Annotated in this window: 15 protein-coding genes and 1 pseudogene; 15 read left to right on the forward strand and 1 reads right to left on the reverse strand. The window is 38.1% G+C overall.

Features of this window, described 5'->3' with window-relative positions:
• Window positions 1-40: 40 nt before the first annotated feature.
• Complete coding sequence (gene rpmH / locus ACSVI6_RS01160) at window positions 41-175, reverse strand: 50S ribosomal protein L34 (RefSeq protein WP_491716907.1); 135 nt, start codon at window positions 173-175, stop codon at window positions 41-43.
• 471 nt (window positions 176-646) lie between these two features.
• Here rpmH and dnaA point away from each other — a divergent pair, with 471 nt between their 5' ends.
• From dnaA to ACSVI6_RS01235, 15 genes and pseudogenes are all read left to right on the forward strand, one after another.
• Window positions 647-2,005 carry a chromosomal replication initiator protein DnaA gene (gene dnaA, locus ACSVI6_RS01165; protein ID WP_491717268.1) on the forward strand — a complete coding sequence of 453 codons (1,359 nt, stop codon included), beginning with the start codon at window positions 647-649 and terminating at the stop codon, window positions 2,003-2,005.
• Window positions 2,006-2,241: 236 nt separating this feature from the next.
• A complete protein-coding gene (gene dnaN / locus ACSVI6_RS01170; RefSeq protein WP_491720772.1) occupies window positions 2,242-3,375 on the forward strand; it encodes a DNA polymerase III subunit beta in 1,134 nt (377 codons plus the stop codon).
• A gap of 35 nt (window positions 3,376-3,410) precedes the next feature.
• The gene (locus ACSVI6_RS01175; protein WP_491720773.1) at window positions 3,411-4,511 is read left to right on the forward strand and encodes a M24 family metallopeptidase; all 1,101 of its coding nucleotides are present in this window, start codon (window positions 3,411-3,413) and stop codon (window positions 4,509-4,511) included.
• A gap of 215 nt (window positions 4,512-4,726) precedes the next feature.
• On the forward strand, window positions 4,727-4,954 hold the full coding sequence (gene yaaA / locus ACSVI6_RS01180; protein ID WP_219053893.1) for a S4 domain-containing protein YaaA: 228 nt from the start codon (window positions 4,727-4,729) through the stop codon (window positions 4,952-4,954).
• Window positions 4,954-6,069 (forward strand): DNA replication/repair protein RecF, encoded by a 1,116-nt coding sequence (gene recF, locus ACSVI6_RS01185; protein ID WP_491720774.1) that lies wholly within the window; start codon window positions 4,954-4,956, stop codon window positions 6,067-6,069. The genes yaaA and recF overlap by 1 nt, the downstream gene beginning before the upstream one ends.
• Window positions 6,070-6,097: 28 nt before the next feature.
• Window positions 6,098-8,041 (forward strand): DNA topoisomerase (ATP-hydrolyzing) subunit B, encoded by a 1,944-nt coding sequence (gene gyrB / locus ACSVI6_RS01190; RefSeq protein ID WP_491716911.1) that lies wholly within the window; start codon window positions 6,098-6,100, stop codon window positions 8,039-8,041.
• 93 nt (window positions 8,042-8,134) lie between these two features.
• Window positions 8,135-10,603 carry a DNA gyrase subunit A gene (gene gyrA, locus ACSVI6_RS01195; protein ID WP_491716912.1) on the forward strand — a complete coding sequence of 823 codons (2,469 nt, stop codon included), beginning with the start codon at window positions 8,135-8,137 and terminating at the stop codon, window positions 10,601-10,603.
• A 213-nt stretch (window positions 10,604-10,816) separates the two neighbouring features.
• Window positions 10,817-11,107 carry a 30S ribosomal protein S6 gene (gene rpsF / locus ACSVI6_RS01200; RefSeq protein ID WP_219053897.1) on the forward strand — a complete coding sequence of 97 codons (291 nt, stop codon included), beginning with the start codon at window positions 10,817-10,819 and terminating at the stop codon, window positions 11,105-11,107.
• A gap of 40 nt (window positions 11,108-11,147) precedes the next feature.
• Window positions 11,148-11,768 (forward strand): annotated as a pseudogene (locus ACSVI6_RS01205) (single-stranded DNA-binding protein); the annotation flags it as partial.
• A gap of 339 nt (window positions 11,769-12,107) precedes the next feature.
• Window positions 12,108-12,344 carry a 30S ribosomal protein S18 gene (gene rpsR, locus ACSVI6_RS01210; protein WP_491717269.1) on the forward strand — a complete coding sequence of 79 codons (237 nt, stop codon included), beginning with the start codon at window positions 12,108-12,110 and terminating at the stop codon, window positions 12,342-12,344.
• Window positions 12,345-12,452: 108 nt separating this feature from the next.
• On the forward strand, window positions 12,453-14,498 hold the full coding sequence (locus ACSVI6_RS01215) for a DHH family phosphoesterase (RefSeq protein ID WP_491719864.1): 2,046 nt from the start codon (window positions 12,453-12,455) through the stop codon (window positions 14,496-14,498).
• A gap of 54 nt (window positions 14,499-14,552) precedes the next feature.
• On the forward strand, window positions 14,553-15,005 hold the full coding sequence (gene rplI, locus ACSVI6_RS01220) for a 50S ribosomal protein L9 (RefSeq protein WP_491716916.1): 453 nt from the start codon (window positions 14,553-14,555) through the stop codon (window positions 15,003-15,005).
• A gap of 86 nt (window positions 15,006-15,091) precedes the next feature.
• On the forward strand, window positions 15,092-16,474 hold the full coding sequence (gene dnaB / locus ACSVI6_RS01225; protein ID WP_491719865.1) for a replicative DNA helicase: 1,383 nt from the start codon (window positions 15,092-15,094) through the stop codon (window positions 16,472-16,474).
• 131 nt (window positions 16,475-16,605) lie between these two features.
• Entirely contained in the window at window positions 16,606-17,097 is a 492-nt protein-coding gene (locus ACSVI6_RS01230) for a GNAT family N-acetyltransferase (protein ID WP_491719866.1), read from the forward strand.
• 216 nt (window positions 17,098-17,313) lie between these two features.
• Complete coding sequence (locus ACSVI6_RS01235) at window positions 17,314-18,540, forward strand: NRAMP family divalent metal transporter (RefSeq protein WP_491720940.1); 1,227 nt, start codon at window positions 17,314-17,316, stop codon at window positions 18,538-18,540.
• Window positions 18,541-18,861 lie beyond the last annotated feature (321 nt).

Genomic DNA, 18,861 nt, shown 5'->3' on the forward strand with positions numbered 1-18,861 from the left:
ACATAATAATGAAAAAGACCACTGAATGGTGGTCAGTGATCTATACAGACAATGATTTTCTGCCTTTTCTACGACGACGTGCTAACACTTTGCGTCCGTCACTAGTTAACATGCGTTTACGGAAACCGTGTACGCGAGCACGATGACGTTTCTTTGGTTGGTAAGTTCTCTTCATTACTAACCCTCCTTAGACTTGTTCAATTTCTATTTAAGTTTACAATACAATTCCTAAATATAATAACACAACTCAAATTAATTTTAAATAGTTATTTTCCGAAACATTCATAATTTTTTATCAACAGGGTTGTGGATAAAAAATGTTACTCAACTTTTAAATCAAAAATATTTAATAAGTTATCCACATGTTATCCACATGTTATCCACATATCCACAGCCTGTGGATAAAGTTATCAACAGGTGTGGATAAGTTTTTATAAATGTTTATATATTAACATTACAAGCCCTTTTTTTATCCACAGCCCCTGTGGATAACCTGTTTTTTTACGATTATTTTATCTGTTATCCACAGCCTGTGGATAAAGTAATCCACAGGGTGTGAAACAAATTTATTTTCATTCACAGCCTGTGGAAAACTCATAATTTTAATGCTAAAATATTTTTTGTATTTTTAAGAAAGGAGGTAGGCATTTTGGATGCTAATTCTCTATGGGAAAAAATTAATGATCATCTCAAAAATGATTTTACCCCCGTCAGTTACCGAACTTGGTTTAAAGATGTAAAGCCAATTAAACTAGATCATAATCGATTAACACTTCAACTTCCTTCTGATTTACACATTGACTATTGGCAAAAAAACATTACCAGCAAGGTAATTGAATACTCCTTTCAAATCACTGGCAAGGATATTAATCCAATATTAGTCACTGAAAATCAAGTTGAAGATGAAAAACAAGAGCAAGCTGAAAGCAAACCGTTTCCACCTGAAGAAGAAAAAAATAATCAGTTAAATCCTGATTATACATTTGATAAATTTGTGGTGGGCCGCCCAAACATGTTTGCCCAAGCTGCTGCCCTCTCCGTTGCAGAAGAACCAGTGACTATTTATAATCCCCTTCTTATCTATGGAGGTGTGGGATTAGGAAAGACCCACTTAATGCAAGCCATTGGTAATTTTATATTAGAACAAGATCCCACCAAAAACGTCGTATTTATTACTAGTGATAAGTTTACTAATGAATTTGTTAGCGCCGTTAAAAAGGATGCCCATGGTGGCAACGAAATGGAAAAGTTCAAAGAAAAATATCGAAATGTTGATACCCTACTAGTTGATGATATTCAATTCTTTTCTAGTAAGGATAAGACCCAAGAAGAATTCTTTCATACATTTAATGAGTTGCATAAGGATGGTAAAAAAATTGTCATGACTTCTGATCGATTACCTAACGAAATTGCAAAGCTGCAGGATCGACTAGTTTCTAGATTCAACTGGGGACTTGCGGTCAGTATTGACGAGCCTGACGTTGCGACCAGAACCAAGATACTACAAAGTAAGGCTAAATATGCCAATATTGAAATTACAGACGAAGCACTAGAATACCTCGCTGAAAGTATTAACTCTAACGTGCGGGAGCTAGAAAGTGCATTATCAAGAGTTAAGGCTTTTTCTGAGCTTAAGGGAAACCACGTTAAGATCAATACCAACTTAGTAAAGGAAGCGATGGGTGGAATTGATTTTTCAAGTCGAGTTGAGAAAAACGTTGATATTAATGACATCCTCCAAAAAGTCGCCTCCTATTATGACGTTTCTGTAGATGATATAAAGGGCAAGAAGCGTTATAAAGAAATTGTTGCCCCTAGACAGGTTGCAATGTATCTATCGCGGGAACTTACAAGAATTTCTTTACCTAAGATTGGCAAAGCTTTCGGTGGCAAGGATCATACTACCGTTATCCACGCTTATGAAAAAATAAAGAAGGCATTGGATAACAATGATCCTCAAATTAAAGATGAGGTCAATGATTTAAAAACTGAGCTACTTCGATAACCATTATCGGTATTAAAATGATCATTTGATGTTATAATTTCAACATGTGTTTTGGATGTTTTTATTTACTTATCCACAGGTTATCCACAGGAAGTAAGGACTTATCCACAGGTTATCCACAGGGTTAATCCCTTACGCACCATGCGATTAGCTTACATTTGGCTGACTTATCCACAGGACTTATCACCATCATTTATATAATAACTTATTACTACCACGCCAGGAGGAAATCATAAATGAAATTTTCAATTAAAAGATCTGCTTTCATCAAAAGTTTAACCACTGTATCTAGATCAATCTCTTCAAAGACTACGATTCCAATTTTAACTGGAATCAAAATCACTGCTGATAACGAAGGATTAATTCTTACCGGTAGCAATGCAGATATCTCGATTGAAACTCAAATTAAAAGTAATGACCCTAAAAACGAATTAGTCATTAGTGAAGAAGGCTCAGTAGTATTATCTGCTGGATTCTTTATTAGCATTGTTAAAAAACTACCAGAAGTAACAATGACCGTATCGGTAGGAAATGATTTACAAACAACCATTAAGTCTGGTCAATCAGAATTCACAATTAATGGATTAGATGCCAGCAATTACCCTCACCTACCAGAAATTGATACTGATGATTCCGTTACTTTTTCTGGTGATATCTTTAAAGAAATCATTAGTCAAACTGTAATTGCTGTATCTACCCAGGAAAGTCGCCCTATTTTAACTGGGGTTCATTTTGAATTACGTGATGGGAAATTATTAGCAGTCGCAACTGATAGTCATCGACTCAGTCAACGTTCGATCGAATTTTCAGGTAGTGATCGTGAATATAGTTTCGTGATTCCAGGAAAGAGTCTGAACGAACTTTCCAAAATGATTGGTGATCATCAAGACCTTGAAATGAGAATTGCTGAAAACCAAGTCCTATTTATTTTTGATGATAACTACTTCTATTCAAGATTGCTCGAGGGGAACTACCCCGATACTTCACGTTTAATCCCTGAAGAATCAACAACTAAAATTCAATTAGCCGCCCCTGAATTATTAGCTTCAATTGAACGGGCTTCAGTCCTTTCACATGCTTCTCGAAACAACGTAGTTAAATTAACTATTATGCCAAGTGATGTTAAAATTAAAATTACTGGTGATTCTCCAGACGTTGGGACGGTTGAAGAAGAATTAGAACCTGACTCAGTGACTGGCGATGAATTGGAAATCTCATTCAATCCTGATTACGTTAAGGATGCTTTACATTCATTTGGGAAATCAATGATTGAAATTTCATTTTCTGCAGCATTACGGCCATTCACTTTAAAGCCAACTGAAGATGGCGATAGCTTTATTCAATTAATAACACCAGTACGGACGTTCTAGGGTCCGAATAAAAATTCTTTTGTGGGGTGGTTTAAATGTCAAAATTAGAATCAGTTCAAAAATGGACAGCTGAACAAGGAGCAGATGTTACCTACATCAGTAATCCAAAGACGATTGAATATTTAACTGGATTTTATAGTGATCCAGTTGAACGGGTTTTAGCTTTAGTGGTATTTGCAGATCAAGAACCATTTATATTTGCACCAGCACTAGAAGTTGAAGTTGTTAAGGGGACTGGTTTCAGCCATCCTGTTTATGGTTACTTAGACCATGAAAACCCATGGCAAATGATTGGCGACCAAATTAAAAAGCGGGTTGCAGACCCTAAACACATTGCATTGGACAAGGCCTACTTGCCAGTTGCTCGTGAAGAAGCTTTACAAAATGTGTTAACTAGTGCCGCTTTTGATATCGATGTGACTTCATTTATTGATCACATGCGCTTATTTAAAACTGCTGATGAAATTGCGAAACTAGATGCTGCTGGTCGCGAAGCTGATTTTGCATTTGAACAGGGATTTGCTGCGGTTAAGCCTGGCGTGACTGAAATGAGTATTGCTGCCAAATTGGAATACGAGTTGAAAATGCGTGGGGTTAGTAACATGAGTTTTGATACCTTAGTTCAAGCGGGTGCCCATGCAGCTAATCCACATGGTGATACCAGTGAAATTAAAGTTCAAAACAACCAGTTAGTATTATTTGACCTAGGAACGGTTCATGATGGTTATATTTCAGATGCATCTAGAACCGTTGCGGTTGGGAAACCAACTGATAAGGAATTAGATATCTATAAGGTTTGTTTAGAAGCCCAGTTAAAGGCAATGGATGCAGCTAAGCCAGGCATTACTGCAGAGCAACTAGATGCGGTGGCCAGAGATGTTATCAACAAGTCTGGTTACGGTGAATACTTTATCCACAGACTCGGTCATGGGATGGGGATGAGTGAACACGAATTTCCATCAATCATGGAAGGCAATAAGATGGAATTACAACCAGGAATGTGTTTCTCGATTGAACCTGGGATCTACATTCCAAATGTTGCTGGAGTCCGAATCGAAGATTGTGTTCACGTCACTGAAACTGGTGTTGAACCATTTACTCACACTTCAAAAGAACTAACTTATGTTGACAAATAAAAATTAACTTAAATTAAAGCGTGGAACTAATTATTTAGTTTCACGCTTTTTTTGCGTAATTTCAGCTAAAATTTACGATTTAAGGTGTTTTTTCTTTTATTAGACTAATTACATATAATCAACTTAAAATTGCTGTAAAGGCCTGATAATGTGATTACAGTGTACTTTTTGTTATTTTAAGGTTATAATAGAGGTTGTAAAAGAGGGGTGAAAATTTGAAGAAAACTGTTTTTATCTCTACTCCGTATATAACATTAGGACAAATGTTAAAGGAGGAGACAATTGTAGGATCTGGCGGTCAGGCAAAATGGTACCTTCGTGAAAATACAGTCTTATTGAACGATGAACCAGAAAATCGGCGTGGTAAGAAATTGTACGATGGTGACAATGTCTCGATTCCAGACGTTGGGATGTTTTTCATTCGAGCAAAGCAGGATGATTAATGAAAATTGCTAAATTAGAATTAAACCATTTTAGAAACTATGAGCATTTAGCGGTTGATTTCGATAGCGGAGTAAATGTCTTATTGGGTAATAATGCCCAGGGCAAAACGAATCTATTGGAATCAATTTATGTATTAGCACTGACTAAGAGTCATCGCACTAATAATAATCACGATTTAATTCAATGGAAAAACCAAAGTGCCCAGTTGAAAGCCTTAGTTAATAAGGAATCTGGTAAGTTAGACTTAGAATTAAATCTTAGTAAAGATGGGAAACTATCACGGGTTAATCATATTGAACAGCCTAAGCTATCATCTTACATTGGTAATTTGAACGTAGTTTTATTTGCCCCAGAAGACCTTTCAATCGTAAAGGGGTCCCCTCAGATTCGGAGACGTTTTATGGATATTGAGTTTAGTCAAATGAGTAATCAATACCTTTATAATAGTGTTCAGTATCAACGGGTTTTGCGGCAAAGAAACAAGTATCTTAAGTTATTGCAAATTAAAAGAGCTTCTGATTTATTGTATTTGGATGTTTTATCTGATCAACTAGCTGGTTATGGTGCAGAGATCATTTACCATCGGTTGATGCTACTAAAAAAATTGGAACAATGGTCGAGTCAAATTCATGCGACGATTTCACAAAACCAAGAGCATCTGAGTTTTAATTACGTTACGCGCTTAAGAAAAAAGCAGTTAGGTTCGGTTAAGGATATCTATGATGGGCTAATGCAAGCGTTTCAAGATGAACGGAATCGTGAAATTAAAATGGGCACATCCGTTTTAGGCCCCCATCGTGATGACTTAAAATTTCAAATTAACCGAAATGATGTTCAGACGTTTGGTTCGCAAGGTCAGCAACGAACAACAGCATTGTCTGTTAAGTTAGCTGAAATTGATCTAATGAAGTCAGAAACTGGTGAATATCCAATTTTATTATTAGATGATGTTTTATCAGAACTAGATGATGATCGACAAACCCATCTGTTAAGAGCAATTCAAGATAAGGTTCAAACGTTTTTGACAACGACGAGCTTAAGTGGAGTTGCTAAGGATTTGATTCATGATCCAAAAGTATTTCATGTTAACGATGGAAATTTAAATGTTGATTGATGATTTGTGATTAAAGGAGGAGTTAAAGGTGACTGACGAAGAAAAGCGACGTGAAAAAGAAGCTGAAAAGTATAATGCCAGCCAGATTCAAGTTTTAGAGGGCTTGGAAGCCGTTCGGAAGCGACCAGGGATGTATATTGGTTCCACTAGTGTTCAAGGCCTCCACCACTTGGTGTGGGAAATTGTTGATAACGGAATCGACGAAGCCCTCGCTGGGTTTGCTGATACCATTCATGTAACGGTTGAAAAGGACAATAGTATTACCGTTACTGATAATGGACGTGGGGTTCCTGTTGACACCATGACTAAGACTGGGAAACCAGCTTTGGAAACGATTTTCACTATTCTGCATGCCGGTGGTAAGTTTGGCGGTGGCGGATATAAGGTTTCTGGTGGACTCCACGGGGTTGGGGCATCAGTAGTTAACGCCTTATCAACAGAATTAGACGTGACTGTCAAACGTGGTGGTAAAGTTTATTACATTGACTTCAAGCGCGGCCACGTTCAAGATCAAATGAAACAAATTGGGACCACGTCCGAAGAAGAACATGGGACCAAGGTACATTTTGTTCCAGATCCAGATATTTTCACCGAAACCACTACTTATGATATGGACACCTTGACGAATCGGGTCCGTGAACTGGCTTTCTTAAATAAGGGCCTTCGGATCACAATTCGGGATGAACGGCCTGAAAAACCAATTGAACATGATTTTCATTATGAAGGCGGTATTAAGCATTACGTTGAATACTTAGATGAAAATAAAGATACCCTATTTGAGACGCCGATTTATGTTGAAGGCAATGAAAACAATATTAACGTTGAAGTAGCCCTTCAATATACCGATGATTACCATAGTAACCTCCTAACCTTTACGAATAACATCCACACAATTGAAGGTGGAACCCACGAAGAAGGTTTCAAACGGGCCTTGACGCGTGTGATCAACGACTATGCTCGCAAGAACAACCTCTTGAAGGGTAAGGATGCTAAGTTGACTGGTTATGACGTTCGTGAAGGCTTAACTGCTGTTATTAGCATCAAGCATCCAGATCCACAATTTGAAGGTCAAACTAAGACCAAGTTGGGGAACTCCGATGCACGGGTTGCTACGGATCGAATTTTCAGTGAACATTTCAACCGTTTCCTATTGGAAAACCCGAGCGTTGCTAGAAAGATCGTTGAAAAGGGATCAATCGCATCCAAAGCACGGGTGGCAGCTAAGCGGGCGCGTGAAGTTACTCGGAAGAAGAGTGGCTTGGAAATCAGTAACCTGCCAGGAAAGTTAGCTAATAACACTAGTAATGACCCTAAGATTTCAGAATTATTCATTGTCGAAGGGGATTCTGCTGGTGGATCAGCAAAGCAGGGACGGTCTAGATTAACGCAAGCAATTCTGCCAATCCGTGGGAAAATTCTAAATGTCGAAAAAGCAAGCATGGATCGGATTTTAGCAAATGAAGAAATCCGTTCGTTGTTCACTGCCATGGGAACTGGTTTTGGTGATGATTTTGATATTTCTAAGGTTCACTATCATAAATTGATCATCATGACCGATGCCGATGTCGATGGTGCACATATCCAAACTTTATTATTGACGTTGATTTATAATTACATGCGCCCATTGTTAGATGCAGGGTATGTTTACATTGCGCAACCACCTTTGTATCGTTTAAGACAGGGGAAATTACAACGTTATCTTGATACTGATCAAGAGTTACACAAACTGTTAAGTGAACTACCAGGTTCACCAAAGCCACAAATTCAACGTTACAAGGGGCTTGGTGAAATGGACCCAGAACAACTTTGGGAAACAACTATGAATCCAGATAATCGACATCTACTGAGGGTCGATTCTGAAAACGCTGCTGGCGCTGCCCAGGTATTTGCAATGTTAATGGGGAACCAAGTTGAACCACGGCGGAAATTCATTGAAGAGAATGCTAAGTTTGTTGAAAACTTGGACGTTTAATTAATTGTTACACGTGTAACATCATGATTCATGAATTTAAATGTTTCACGTGTAACATCGATTAAAAATAGACCATGAATGGAGGCAAATAAAGTGGCCGACGAAGAGATTGTAAATCACCGCATCACAGATATTGATTTATCCAAAAAAATGAAAACATCATTCTTGGATTATGCAATGAGTGTTATCGTTGCCAGAGCGTTACCAGATGTTCGGGATGGACTGAAGCCCGTTCATCGCAGAATCCTTTACGATATGCATGAATTAGGGGTGACCCCCGATAAGCCGTACAAAAAATCAGCCAGAGTAGTTGGGGATGTGCTAGGTAAGTACCATCCTCACGGTGACTCAGCTGTTTATGGTTCCATGGTCCGAATGGCGCAAGACTTTAGTTATCGCTACATGCTAGTCGATGGTCATGGGAACTTTGGATCCGTCGATGGTGACGGCGCTGCCGCAATGCGTTACACCGAGGCACGGTTAAGTAAGATCGCGTTGGAAATGCTTCGTGATATTAATAAGGATACCGTTGATTTTCAAGATAATTATGATGGTACTGAAAAAGAACCGACCGTATTGCCATCTCGTTTTCCAAACCTATTGGTCAACGGGGCTTCTGGGATTGCCGTGGGGATGGCTACAAATATCCCCCCACACAATTTAAGTGAAGTAATTAGTGCCATTCATATTTTAATGGGTAACCCAGATGCAACGACTGCTGATTTAATGGAAGCATTACCTGGTCCTGACTTCCCAACTGGTGGGGTCGTAATGGGTAAATCTGGCATTCGAAAAGCATATGAATCTGGAAAAGGAACAATTGTCCTACGGGCTAAGGTTGATATTGAAGAGGTAAGGGGTCATCAACAAATCGTTGCGACAGAATTACCTTACATGGTCAACAAGGCCAAGTTGATTGAACGGATTGCCGATTTAGTTCGTGAAAAGCGAATCGAAGGAATCACAGACATTAAGGATGAATCCGACCGTGAAGGTTTGCGGGTCACGATTGATGTGAAGCGCGATGCAAGTGCGGAAGTTGTTTTGAACAACCTCTACAAATTAACGCTGCTACAAACTTCATTTAGCTTCAATATGTTAGCAATCGTTCACGGCGCACCGAAAGTCTTAAGCCTAAAAGAAATCCTGCAAAACTACTTGGAACACCAAGTAGAAGTGATCAAACGGCGGACTGCCCATGATCTTAAACGGGCTGAAAATCGTGATCACATTCTTCAAGGGTTGTTGATTGCGCTAGATCATATTGATGAAATCATTCGAATCATTCGTGAATCCAGAACGGGTGCGATTGCCAAAGCTCAATTGATTGATAACTACGATTTATCTGATAAGCAAGCTCAAGCAATCTTGGACATGCGATTAGTACGGTTAACTGGTCTTGAACGCGAAAAAGTTGAAGAAGAGCATCAAAAACTGTTAAAAGATATCGAAGAATTCAAGGCCATTCTAGCTAGCCGTGAAAAGGTAAATGAAATTATCTACAATGAATTATTGGAAATTCAAGATAAGTTCGGGGATGAACGGCGGACCAAGCTATTGGTTGGTGAAGTTCTAAGTATTGAAGATGAAGACTTAATTGCAGAAGAAGATGTGATGGTTACCTTGACCCACAACGGGTATGTCAAGCGTCTCCCAACTTCTGACTTTAAGACTCAAAATCGCGGTGGTCGTGGGATTCAAGGTATGGGTGTTCATAATGATGACTTCATTGAACACCTAGTTGCCACTTCTACTCACGATACGCTCCTATTCTTTACCAATGCAGGAAAGGTATATCGAATGAAGGGATATGAAATCCCTGAATATGGTCGGACTGCTAAGGGAATTCCAATTATCAACTTGCTAGGAATTAAACCTGAGGAAAAGATCGAAGCGGTAATTAATGTTTCTGCTAAAAATAAGGAGGAAGAAAAATTCCTATTCTTTACTACCTTATTAGGTCGTTCCAAACGAACATCAATTAATGAGTTCTTCAATATTCGGAGTAATGGACTTAAGGCAATTAGTCTAAAGGAAGATGATGAATTAATTCGAGTTTCAGTTGTAAACAAGGAAGATAATATTATTATTGGAACCCATCAAGGCTATGCAGCTAGTTTTAAAGCGGAAGATGTGCGCTCAATGGGAAGAACTGCGAGCGGGGTTCGTGGAATTAATCTTCATCCAGATGATTATGTAGTCGGTGCAGACGTGTTAGCTCCAAATAGTTTCGTCTTTGTTATCTCTGAAAAGGGGTATGGGAAACGGACGCCAGCTAATGAATATGCAATTAAAGGACGTGGCGGGAAGGGAATCAAGACCGCTAAAATTAGTGCTAAAAATGGTCCCATTGCAGGATTAGCAACCGTTGACGGTGACGAAGACATCATGTTGATTACCGATAAGGGTGTTACGATTCGATTTGATGCGAATAACGTATCTGAAAGTAGTCGGGTTACCTTAGGAGTTCATTTAATTAGAATGGATGGCGAATCCAAGGTTGCTACAATGGCTAAGGTCGCTAAGGAAGACGATTCTGAAGATTCAAGTAACGAATCATAAAAAATTTAAAATAAAATAACGGCTTTTTAGCCGTTATTTTATTTGTCTGCGTATTTTAACTATGTATCGAAAATACTCATCTCGTTATTAATTTTATTGATTATTTTTAGCAAGCATGCTATAATTTTTACTTGTGAATATTGGTGTTTTCCAATATTTTCCTTGCCCCTTAGAATTGGCTATGGGGCCTCAGACCACAAGGAGGTGTAACTCATGGAAGAAAAGAAATACGAAATTACTTACATCATTCGTCCTGATTTAGATGAACCAGCTAAGAAGGAATTAGTTGATCGTTTTGACAAGATCTTGACTGATAATGGTGCTAAGATTATTGATTCAAAGGATTGGTCAAAGCGCCGTTTTGCTTACGAAATTGGTGGTTTCAATGAAGGTACTTACCACATTGTTAACTTAACTACTGATAAATACGAAGCATTACAAGAATTTGATCGTTTATCCAAGTATAGTGATGGTATCTTACGTCAAATGACTGTTTTAAGATAATTAAACTGATCATTGTAATAAAAGAGAGGAGTTTTTCAGCATGATTAATTCTGTTGCATTAACTGGACGTTTAACCCGAGATGTAGATCTTCGATACACACAATCAAAAAGAGCGGTTGCTCATTTTACATTAGCGGTAGATCGTAACTTCAAGAGTGCCAATGGTGATCGAGACACTGATTTTATTAGCTGTCAAGCTTGGGGGAAAACAGCTGAAACCCTTTCTCAGTACGTACACAAGGGAAGCTTAATTGGTGTAGAAGGTCGTATTCAGACTGGTAGCTATGAAAAACAAGGAACTCGCATTTATACTACTGATGTTGTTGTTGAAAACTTTTCATTTTTAGAATCACGTAATTCTGCTAACTCTAATCGGGGTGCAGCAAGTGTGAATAATTTTGGTAATGGTGGTTACAACAACGATAATGGTTCATCTTTTCAAAATGGAAATATGAATGGATTCGATAATCATGTTTCTGGGAATGGTAATTATAATAACCCCCAGCCTAATAATGGTTGGAACGGTGGGAATCAAACCCCATTTCCAAATAATATGAATGGTGGTAACCAAACTCCATTCTCAGATAATATGAATGGTGGTAACCAAAACCCATTTTCAGATAATATGAACGGTGGGAATCAAACTCCATTTTCAGATAATATGAACGGTGGGAACCAAACTCCATTTTCAGATAATATGAACGGTGGGAACCAAACTCCATTTACAGATAATATGAATGGTGGGAATCAAACCCCACATTCAGACAATGTGGATGGTGGACACCAAACTGAAAATTCAAATCCTAATGATTTGAATAATAATCAAAAACCTGATTCAGGTAAAGATGATTATAATGATCGAAACGACAATAAAGCTCCTTTTAAAGGGAAAGATGATAAGAATAATCGAAACTTAAAGCTTTCCGATGATAATTTACCATTCTAAATTAAACTTAAAATTAGAGTTGTTAAATAAAAATCAAATTATAAAGGAGTGAAAATAATGGCACAAAGAAGAGGCGGACGTCGTCGTCGTAAGGTCGATTATATTGCTGCTAATCATATCGATTACATCGATTACAAGGATGTAGCTTTATTAAATCGTTTTACATCAGAGCGTGGTAAAATTTTACCTCGTCGAGTTACTGGTACCAGCGCTAAGAATCAACGTAAGTTGACTGCTGCTATCAAGCGTGCTCGGATCATGGGCTTAATGGCCTTTGTAAGCGAAGACTAATCAGATTAGTTAGAAGGGGAGTGGGATCAATTGGTCCTACTCCTTTTTTTACTATCAAAATCAGATTGTGATAAAATATAGTTATCTCAAAATATAAGAGGTATCATAATGAAGAAAAAAGATTCATTTAAAAACATACCACCCTTTCTTAAAAATAAAAATTTAAGATGGGTAACCTTGTTTACTTCCGTTTTATCGATTTTAGGAACGGTAATTGCATTTCTTTATAGTATCTACACTGGAATAGTCCTTTTGACATTTGTTTGCATTGGCTTGGCGTATACTTTCAATTTATTGAATCATTTAAGCGCTAATCGTAATCAGTATATTTCGGATTTATCATATCGGATTCACCGTGGTGAAAGCGAAACAATGCTTGAAATGCCAATGGGTGTGATGATTCTAAGTGATGATCAAAAAATCGAATGGGTTAATCCGTACTTACAACCATACTTTGGTGATCAGGTTGTGCTTGGGAATACAGTAGTTGAAGTTGCACCAGGCTTAAATTCTTTAATTTCCAAATATTGGAATTCGAATGAAGCAAATGATGTTACTTGGAACCACCATCATTTTTCAATGTTAGTTCAAAAAGAATTTCATACCGTTTATTTAATGGATGTCACTAGTTATTACGATATTGAGGAACGTTATAATAATGAGAAGGTTTCAATTGGAGAAATCTTTTTAGATAACTATGATGAAATTACTCAGTCGATGACCGATCAAGAAATTTCTAATCTTTTGAATTATGTCACCAATGAGCTAACTGCTTGGGCTCGTGAGTTCGGGATGTATTTAAAGCAAATTGATGATGATCATTTTATGATTATTGCATATGCTAGATCGCTAGCTGAAATCGAGGATGATAAGTTCAAGATTTTAGATAAAATTCGTGAAAGCACTTCTAAGCAAAATTTCCCATTAACACTGAGTGTCGGAATTGCTTATGGTGATGACAATTTAAATAGTCTGGCTGATCAAGCCCAAAGTGATTTAGACCTTGCGTTAGGACGTGGGGGTGACCAAGTGGTTGTTAAGGCTAAGGATAAAGAGGCCCGTTTCTATGGTGGAAAAACAAATCCAATGGAAAAACGGACTCGTGTTCGGGCACGGATGACTTCACAAGCCCTTCAAGAAATTATGAAGGAATCAGATCAAATCTTTGTTCAGGGTCACCAACGTCCAGATATGGATGCAATTGGAGCTTGTTTTGGAATCAGAAGAATTGCTAAGATGAATAATAAACAATGTTGGATCGTTGTTGATCAATCACAATTGCATTCTGATGTAAAACGCTTAATTGCAACTAGTAAGGATTATCCAGAAATTTATGATTCGATTATTACTCCTGAAGAGGCTCTCCAAAAGGCAACTGATAATAGCTTATTGATTATGGTTGACCATTCAAAACCATCAATGAGTATTTCTCAGGATCTTTATAAACGTTTGGCTAGTCGGGTGGTAATTATTGATCATCACCGCCGTGGTGAGGAATTCCCTCCAAACCCAATTTTGGTTTATATTGAGCCTTATGCATCATCAACTTGTGAATTGATTACGGAAATGTTTGAATATCAATCACAAGATGCAGAACCAATTAATAAACTAGAAGCAACAGCCATGTTGACTGGAATCTTTATTGATACTAAGTCCTTCTCGATGCGAACTGGAACCAGAACGTTTGATGCAGCAAGTTATTTGCGGTCTGCTGGTGCTGATTCTGAGGAGATGCAACAGTTCATGGAAGAGAATGTGGATGATTATCTTGCTAGAAACCACCTCATTTCTTTGGTTAGATTTGTGGATAAAGATCGTCATATTGCAATGGTGATTGGTGAAGATGATAAGACCTATGATCCAGTTACGGCTGCTCAAGCCGCTGATTCAATCCTCTCCATGTCGGGAGTGGAAGCTTCGTTCGTTGCAACCCAACGTCCTGGTGGAGTGGTTGGAATTTCTGCTCGTAGTAATGGAGAAGTAAACGTTCAAATAATCATGGAACGGCTTGGTGGTGGAGGTCATTTATCAAGTGGAGCTACTCAAATCAGTGATAAGAAAGTATCTGAAGTTGAACCAATTTTAGTTGAAACGATTAAAGATGTTCTTTCAGACGAGACGGATTCGGATAGTAATGATAAAATAGATGAGTAAGATTTAAAGAGTCTGATTTATTTAATTAAATCAGTACAAAGGAGTGGATTCTAAATGAAAGTTATCTTTTTAGAAGATGTTCGCGGAAAAGGAAAACGCGGCGAAGTTAAGGATGTCCCACAAGGATACGCACAAAACTTTTTAATTAAGCATGGTAAGGCTAAGGCTGCTACTGGTTCAGCAATTGGTAAGCTTAAGGCTGAACAACGTGCTGAAGCTAAAAGTGAAGCCGAAGAACTTGCGAATGCCAAAGAATTAAAAACAACCTTGGAAAATGATAATACAGTTGTTGAACTAACTGCTAAGGCTGGTTCAGATGGACGTTTATTTGGCTCAATTCCAAGTAAACAAATTGCCCAAGCATTGGATAAACAATTTAATATCAAAATTGATAAGCGGAAAATTGAATTATCAAATCCAATTCGCTCACTCGGTTATACAAACGTACCCGTTAAATTACACCCAACTGTGACTGCTACAATTAGAGTTCATGTTGATGAAAAGTAATGATTTGAGCTATTAAAACAATACCAAGAAATACTGGGGCCAACACGCTCCAGTATTTTTGATTAAAAATAAAAAGAGGAAATCCAATGAGTAATGAAGTAATGAGTCAAATGCCACCGCAAAATATTGATGCAGAAAAAGCGGTATTAGGTGCAATTTTTCTGGATACTGAATCATTGCCGGATGCTATGGAACAACTGCAATCTGATGATTTTTACAAAAATGCTCATCGGATCATCTTCCAGGCAATGGAGGCATTAAGCGATCGTGATGATAAGATCGACTTTGTGACCGTAGTTGACTATTTAAAATCAAACCAAAAATTAGATGATGTTGGTGGCCCATCTTATTTAGCAGAACTATCCCAGTCTGTTCCGACCGCTTCTAATATTGCATACTATGCCAAAATTGTTCGCAATAAATCAATTGCTAGGAAGCTAATCGAAACGGCGACTAGTATTGCCACCGAAAGTTACAATAATAGCGATGATATTACCACCCTATTAGATGATGCTGAAACTAAGATTTTACAAATCTCCGAAAATCGTGGGCAATCAGGATTTAAACAAATTGATGATGTTTTAAAAAATACGCTTAGTGATATTAGTAAACTAGCTAAAAATAGTGACACTGTAACGGGAATTTCAACTGGTTTTCAAAAGTTAGATGAAATAACCACTGGGCTGCATGAGGGTGAATTAATTATTCTAGCAGCACGGCCGGCCGTCGGGAAGACTGCATTTGCTCTGAATGTAGCCCAAAACGTTGCTACTAAGTCAGATAAAACGGTTGCGATTTTTAGTTTAGAAATGGGCGCAGAGCAATTAGTGAATCGAATGATTTGTGCTGAAGGTAGTATCGATGCCAATCACTTACGAACTGGTAATTTAGATAACGATGAGTGGAATAACCTAATCGTAGCGATGGGGAGCTTGTCTAGAGCCAGTGTTTATATTGACGATACCCCAGGAATTAAAATGTCAGAAATTAGGGCTAAGAGTCGACGCTTAGCTAAGGAGAAGAATAACCTAGGCCTAATCGTGGTTGATTATCTTCAACTAATTGAAGGTGGCAATCGTGAAAATCGACAACAACAAGTTTCTGCAATTTCACGCCAAATGAAAAAATTAGCTAACGAGCTAAAAGTGCCCGTAATTGCGTTGTCACAACTCTCACGTGGGGTTGAACAGCGTCAGGATAAGCGGCCAGTTCTTTCCGATATTCGTGAATCAGGGTCGATTGAACAAGATGCAGATATCGTTGCCTTTCTCTATCGGGATGACTATTATGAACGTGAAGGAAATAATGATGATGATAATAGTGACCCTAAAGAGGATAATGAAGATATTGGAGAAGTTGAAGTGATCATTGAAAAGAACCGTTCTGGAGCCCGAGGAACGATAAAGCTCTTATTTGTGAAATCACATAATAAGTTCTCATCTATTTCATACATGGATGATGGTCGTTAAATAAAGAAGTGTTCTTTTGAACACTTCTTTATTTTTTTACTTAATTATTTAAATAACCTTAAACGCTATATCTTATTTTTATAAATCACTGTTAAAATAAGGATAATAAAAAAGAATGGAGCATTAAGCAAATGCAAATTACATTTAGACCACCTAATATGGATGATTTAGACGAATTGTTACACGTGGAACAAAGTTGTTTTGAACCTGAAGAAAGAGCCAACAGAAAAGACTTCATTAACTTTATCAATTATCTTCCCCAAACAACTTTGATTGCTGAAATGGATGGTAAAGCTGTCGGAATGTTGATCGGTAGGACCACTAACGATAACTTATTGAACAATGATAGCTACACGAAGGACTTAACTCGAAAACCAAGCGATAAGTATCTGGGAATATTAGGACTTGCGGTTTCTCCTGATTACCAAGGATTGGGAATCGCAACCCAACTATTGGACCGAATTGAAGAACTGGCCAAAAAACAAGAACTATCAAGATTGATCCTTGATTGTCGTGAACGCTTAATCCCATTCTATGAAAAACATGGGTTTGAACTATTGGGACATTCAAATTCTAATTTTGGTGGAATTGAATGGTTCGGAATGCAAAAAAGTTTAAAATAATTTTTGATTTTCACAAAGTGGGGTTAACTGCTAGAACGGCAGTTAATCCCGCTTTTATGTTTACGCATACTATATATTGTGCTATCTATCATTCATAACACATACATATTGTGTTTGGTAGTCTTTTTCTTCTAATAATTATGTAATAGGATGGAAGTAATGATTAACAAGGAGTGATGGATTTTGCAACGAACGACGATAACGTTTCGTTCTAATATGGTTAGCAATCGGATGAAACAATTTCTAAAGGGATGTGGCCCAGGGATGATTGTAATGCTAGCTGATACGGATGCTGGTTGTTTAATAACCGCCGCTCAGTCGGGATCCAGATTTGGTTATTCAATGATTTTACCGCAATTATTGTTGATACCGATTTTATTTATGGCCCAAGAGATGACGGTTCGCTTAGGAATCATTACCAAAAAGGGACATGGTGAATTGATTCGTGAACACTTTGGGAGTAGTTGGGCAGTCCTTTCCGCAGCGACGTTATTGATTTCAGTTGTTGGTGCGTTACTGACTGAAATGATTGGAATCGCTGGAGTTGGGGAACTATTTGGAATTTCCAAATGGGTGACAGTACCATTGGCAACCCTTTTACTAATTAGCATCGTATTCCGTAATTCCTACCATCGGGTTGAACGAATCGGGGTGGCGGTCGGTTTATTTGAACTACTGTTCATCATTGCATTATTTGTCGTTAAACCGAACGGGAATGACATTGTTAACGGCATGCGTTCCATGCCCACTCATGATTCATCATATTTATACTTAGTCGCTGCCAACGTTGGGGCGGTCATCATGCCCTGGATGATTTTTTATCAACAGGGAGCGGTAATCGATAAGCAATTAACGCCAAAGATGATTCGTAGAGAACAATTAGACACTGGAATCGGCACGTTGATTACTCAGGGAATCATGATTGGTTTTGTAGTTTTATTTGCTGCGATTACGACTCAAAATGGTCAGCTACCATTAAATACGGTTGCGGACCTGGTTAATTCATTAGTGCCGTTTTTAGGTAGTGGGATGGCCAAAATAATTATTGGTGGCAGCCTGCTTGGCGGAGCTCTTGTTGCCGCAATCGTGGTCAGTTTGTCTGGAACTTGGGGGATTACAGAGGTTTTGCACATTCGCCATAGCGTCAATGACCGCTTTAATAAGCAAAGTTTCGGTTTCTACTTCATATTGATCTTGATTTACATTAGTGGTGCCGCAGTGGCCCTTCTCAATTCTCATACAGTTGAATTAGCGGTGCTAGTAGAGGTGCTCAACGCCTTGATGTTACCAATCGTGCTGGGATTCTTGTTATTGCTAGAAGCGAAGGCACTTCCTAAAAAGTACCGAATGAAGGGGCTTTATCGCTGGATTGTAATTAGCCTTAGTTTAGTTGTGATGGGATTTGGAATCTATATGGTCGGACCAACTCTCCAAATTTGGTAAAGTGCTACTATTCGGCGGTTCTTTAATGTAAAATGAATTGCAACGGTGGTGAAAACGATGGTATTTTTATTATTATTACTTTTATTGATATTTGGTGGAGTTTCATTATTTTTTAGTTGTTTAGGAACGATTTTAGCGATCGCGGTAATCATTGCACTGATCATAGTTGCATCATGGATAGTTCTATACGGTGTAATCGTGCTACTTGTATTTTACTTAATATACCGTTTTTGGAAATGGCTATTAATTAAGCATCCCCGCTTAGTCCAACGCCTTAACCTAATTCGCTTTAATGAATGGCTCATTCGAGCTAATAATGGG

This window comes from Nicoliella sp. ESL1106 (assembly GCF_058509965.1).

What these genes read in the sequence shown, in the direction of transcription:
- rpmH (WP_491716907.1), bottom strand. Translation starts at nt 175, where the DNA reads ATGAAGAGAACTTACCAACCAAAGAAACGTCATCGTGCTCGCGTACAC.
- dnaN (WP_491720772.1), top strand. Translation starts at nt 2,242, where the DNA reads ATGAAATTTTCAATTAAAAGATCTGCTTTCATCAAAAGTTTAACCACT.
- ACSVI6_RS01175 (WP_491720773.1), top strand. Translation starts at nt 3,411, where the DNA reads ATGTCAAAATTAGAATCAGTTCAAAAATGGACAGCTGAACAAGGAGCA.
- recF (WP_491720774.1), top strand. Translation starts at nt 4,954, where the DNA reads ATGAAAATTGCTAAATTAGAATTAAACCATTTTAGAAACTATGAGCAT.
- rpsF (WP_219053897.1), top strand. Translation starts at nt 10,817, where the DNA reads ATGGAAGAAAAGAAATACGAAATTACTTACATCATTCGTCCTGATTTA.
- ACSVI6_RS01215 (WP_491719864.1), top strand. Translation starts at nt 12,453, where the DNA reads ATGAAGAAAAAAGATTCATTTAAAAACATACCACCCTTTCTTAAAAAT.
- rplI (WP_491716916.1), top strand. Translation starts at nt 14,553, where the DNA reads ATGAAAGTTATCTTTTTAGAAGATGTTCGCGGAAAAGGAAAACGCGGC.
- dnaB (WP_491719865.1), top strand. Translation starts at nt 15,092, where the DNA reads ATGAGTAATGAAGTAATGAGTCAAATGCCACCGCAAAATATTGATGCA.
- ACSVI6_RS01230 (WP_491719866.1), top strand. Translation starts at nt 16,606, where the DNA reads ATGCAAATTACATTTAGACCACCTAATATGGATGATTTAGACGAATTG.
- ACSVI6_RS01235 (WP_491720940.1), top strand. Translation starts at nt 17,314, where the DNA reads ATGGTTAGCAATCGGATGAAACAATTTCTAAAGGGATGTGGCCCAGGG.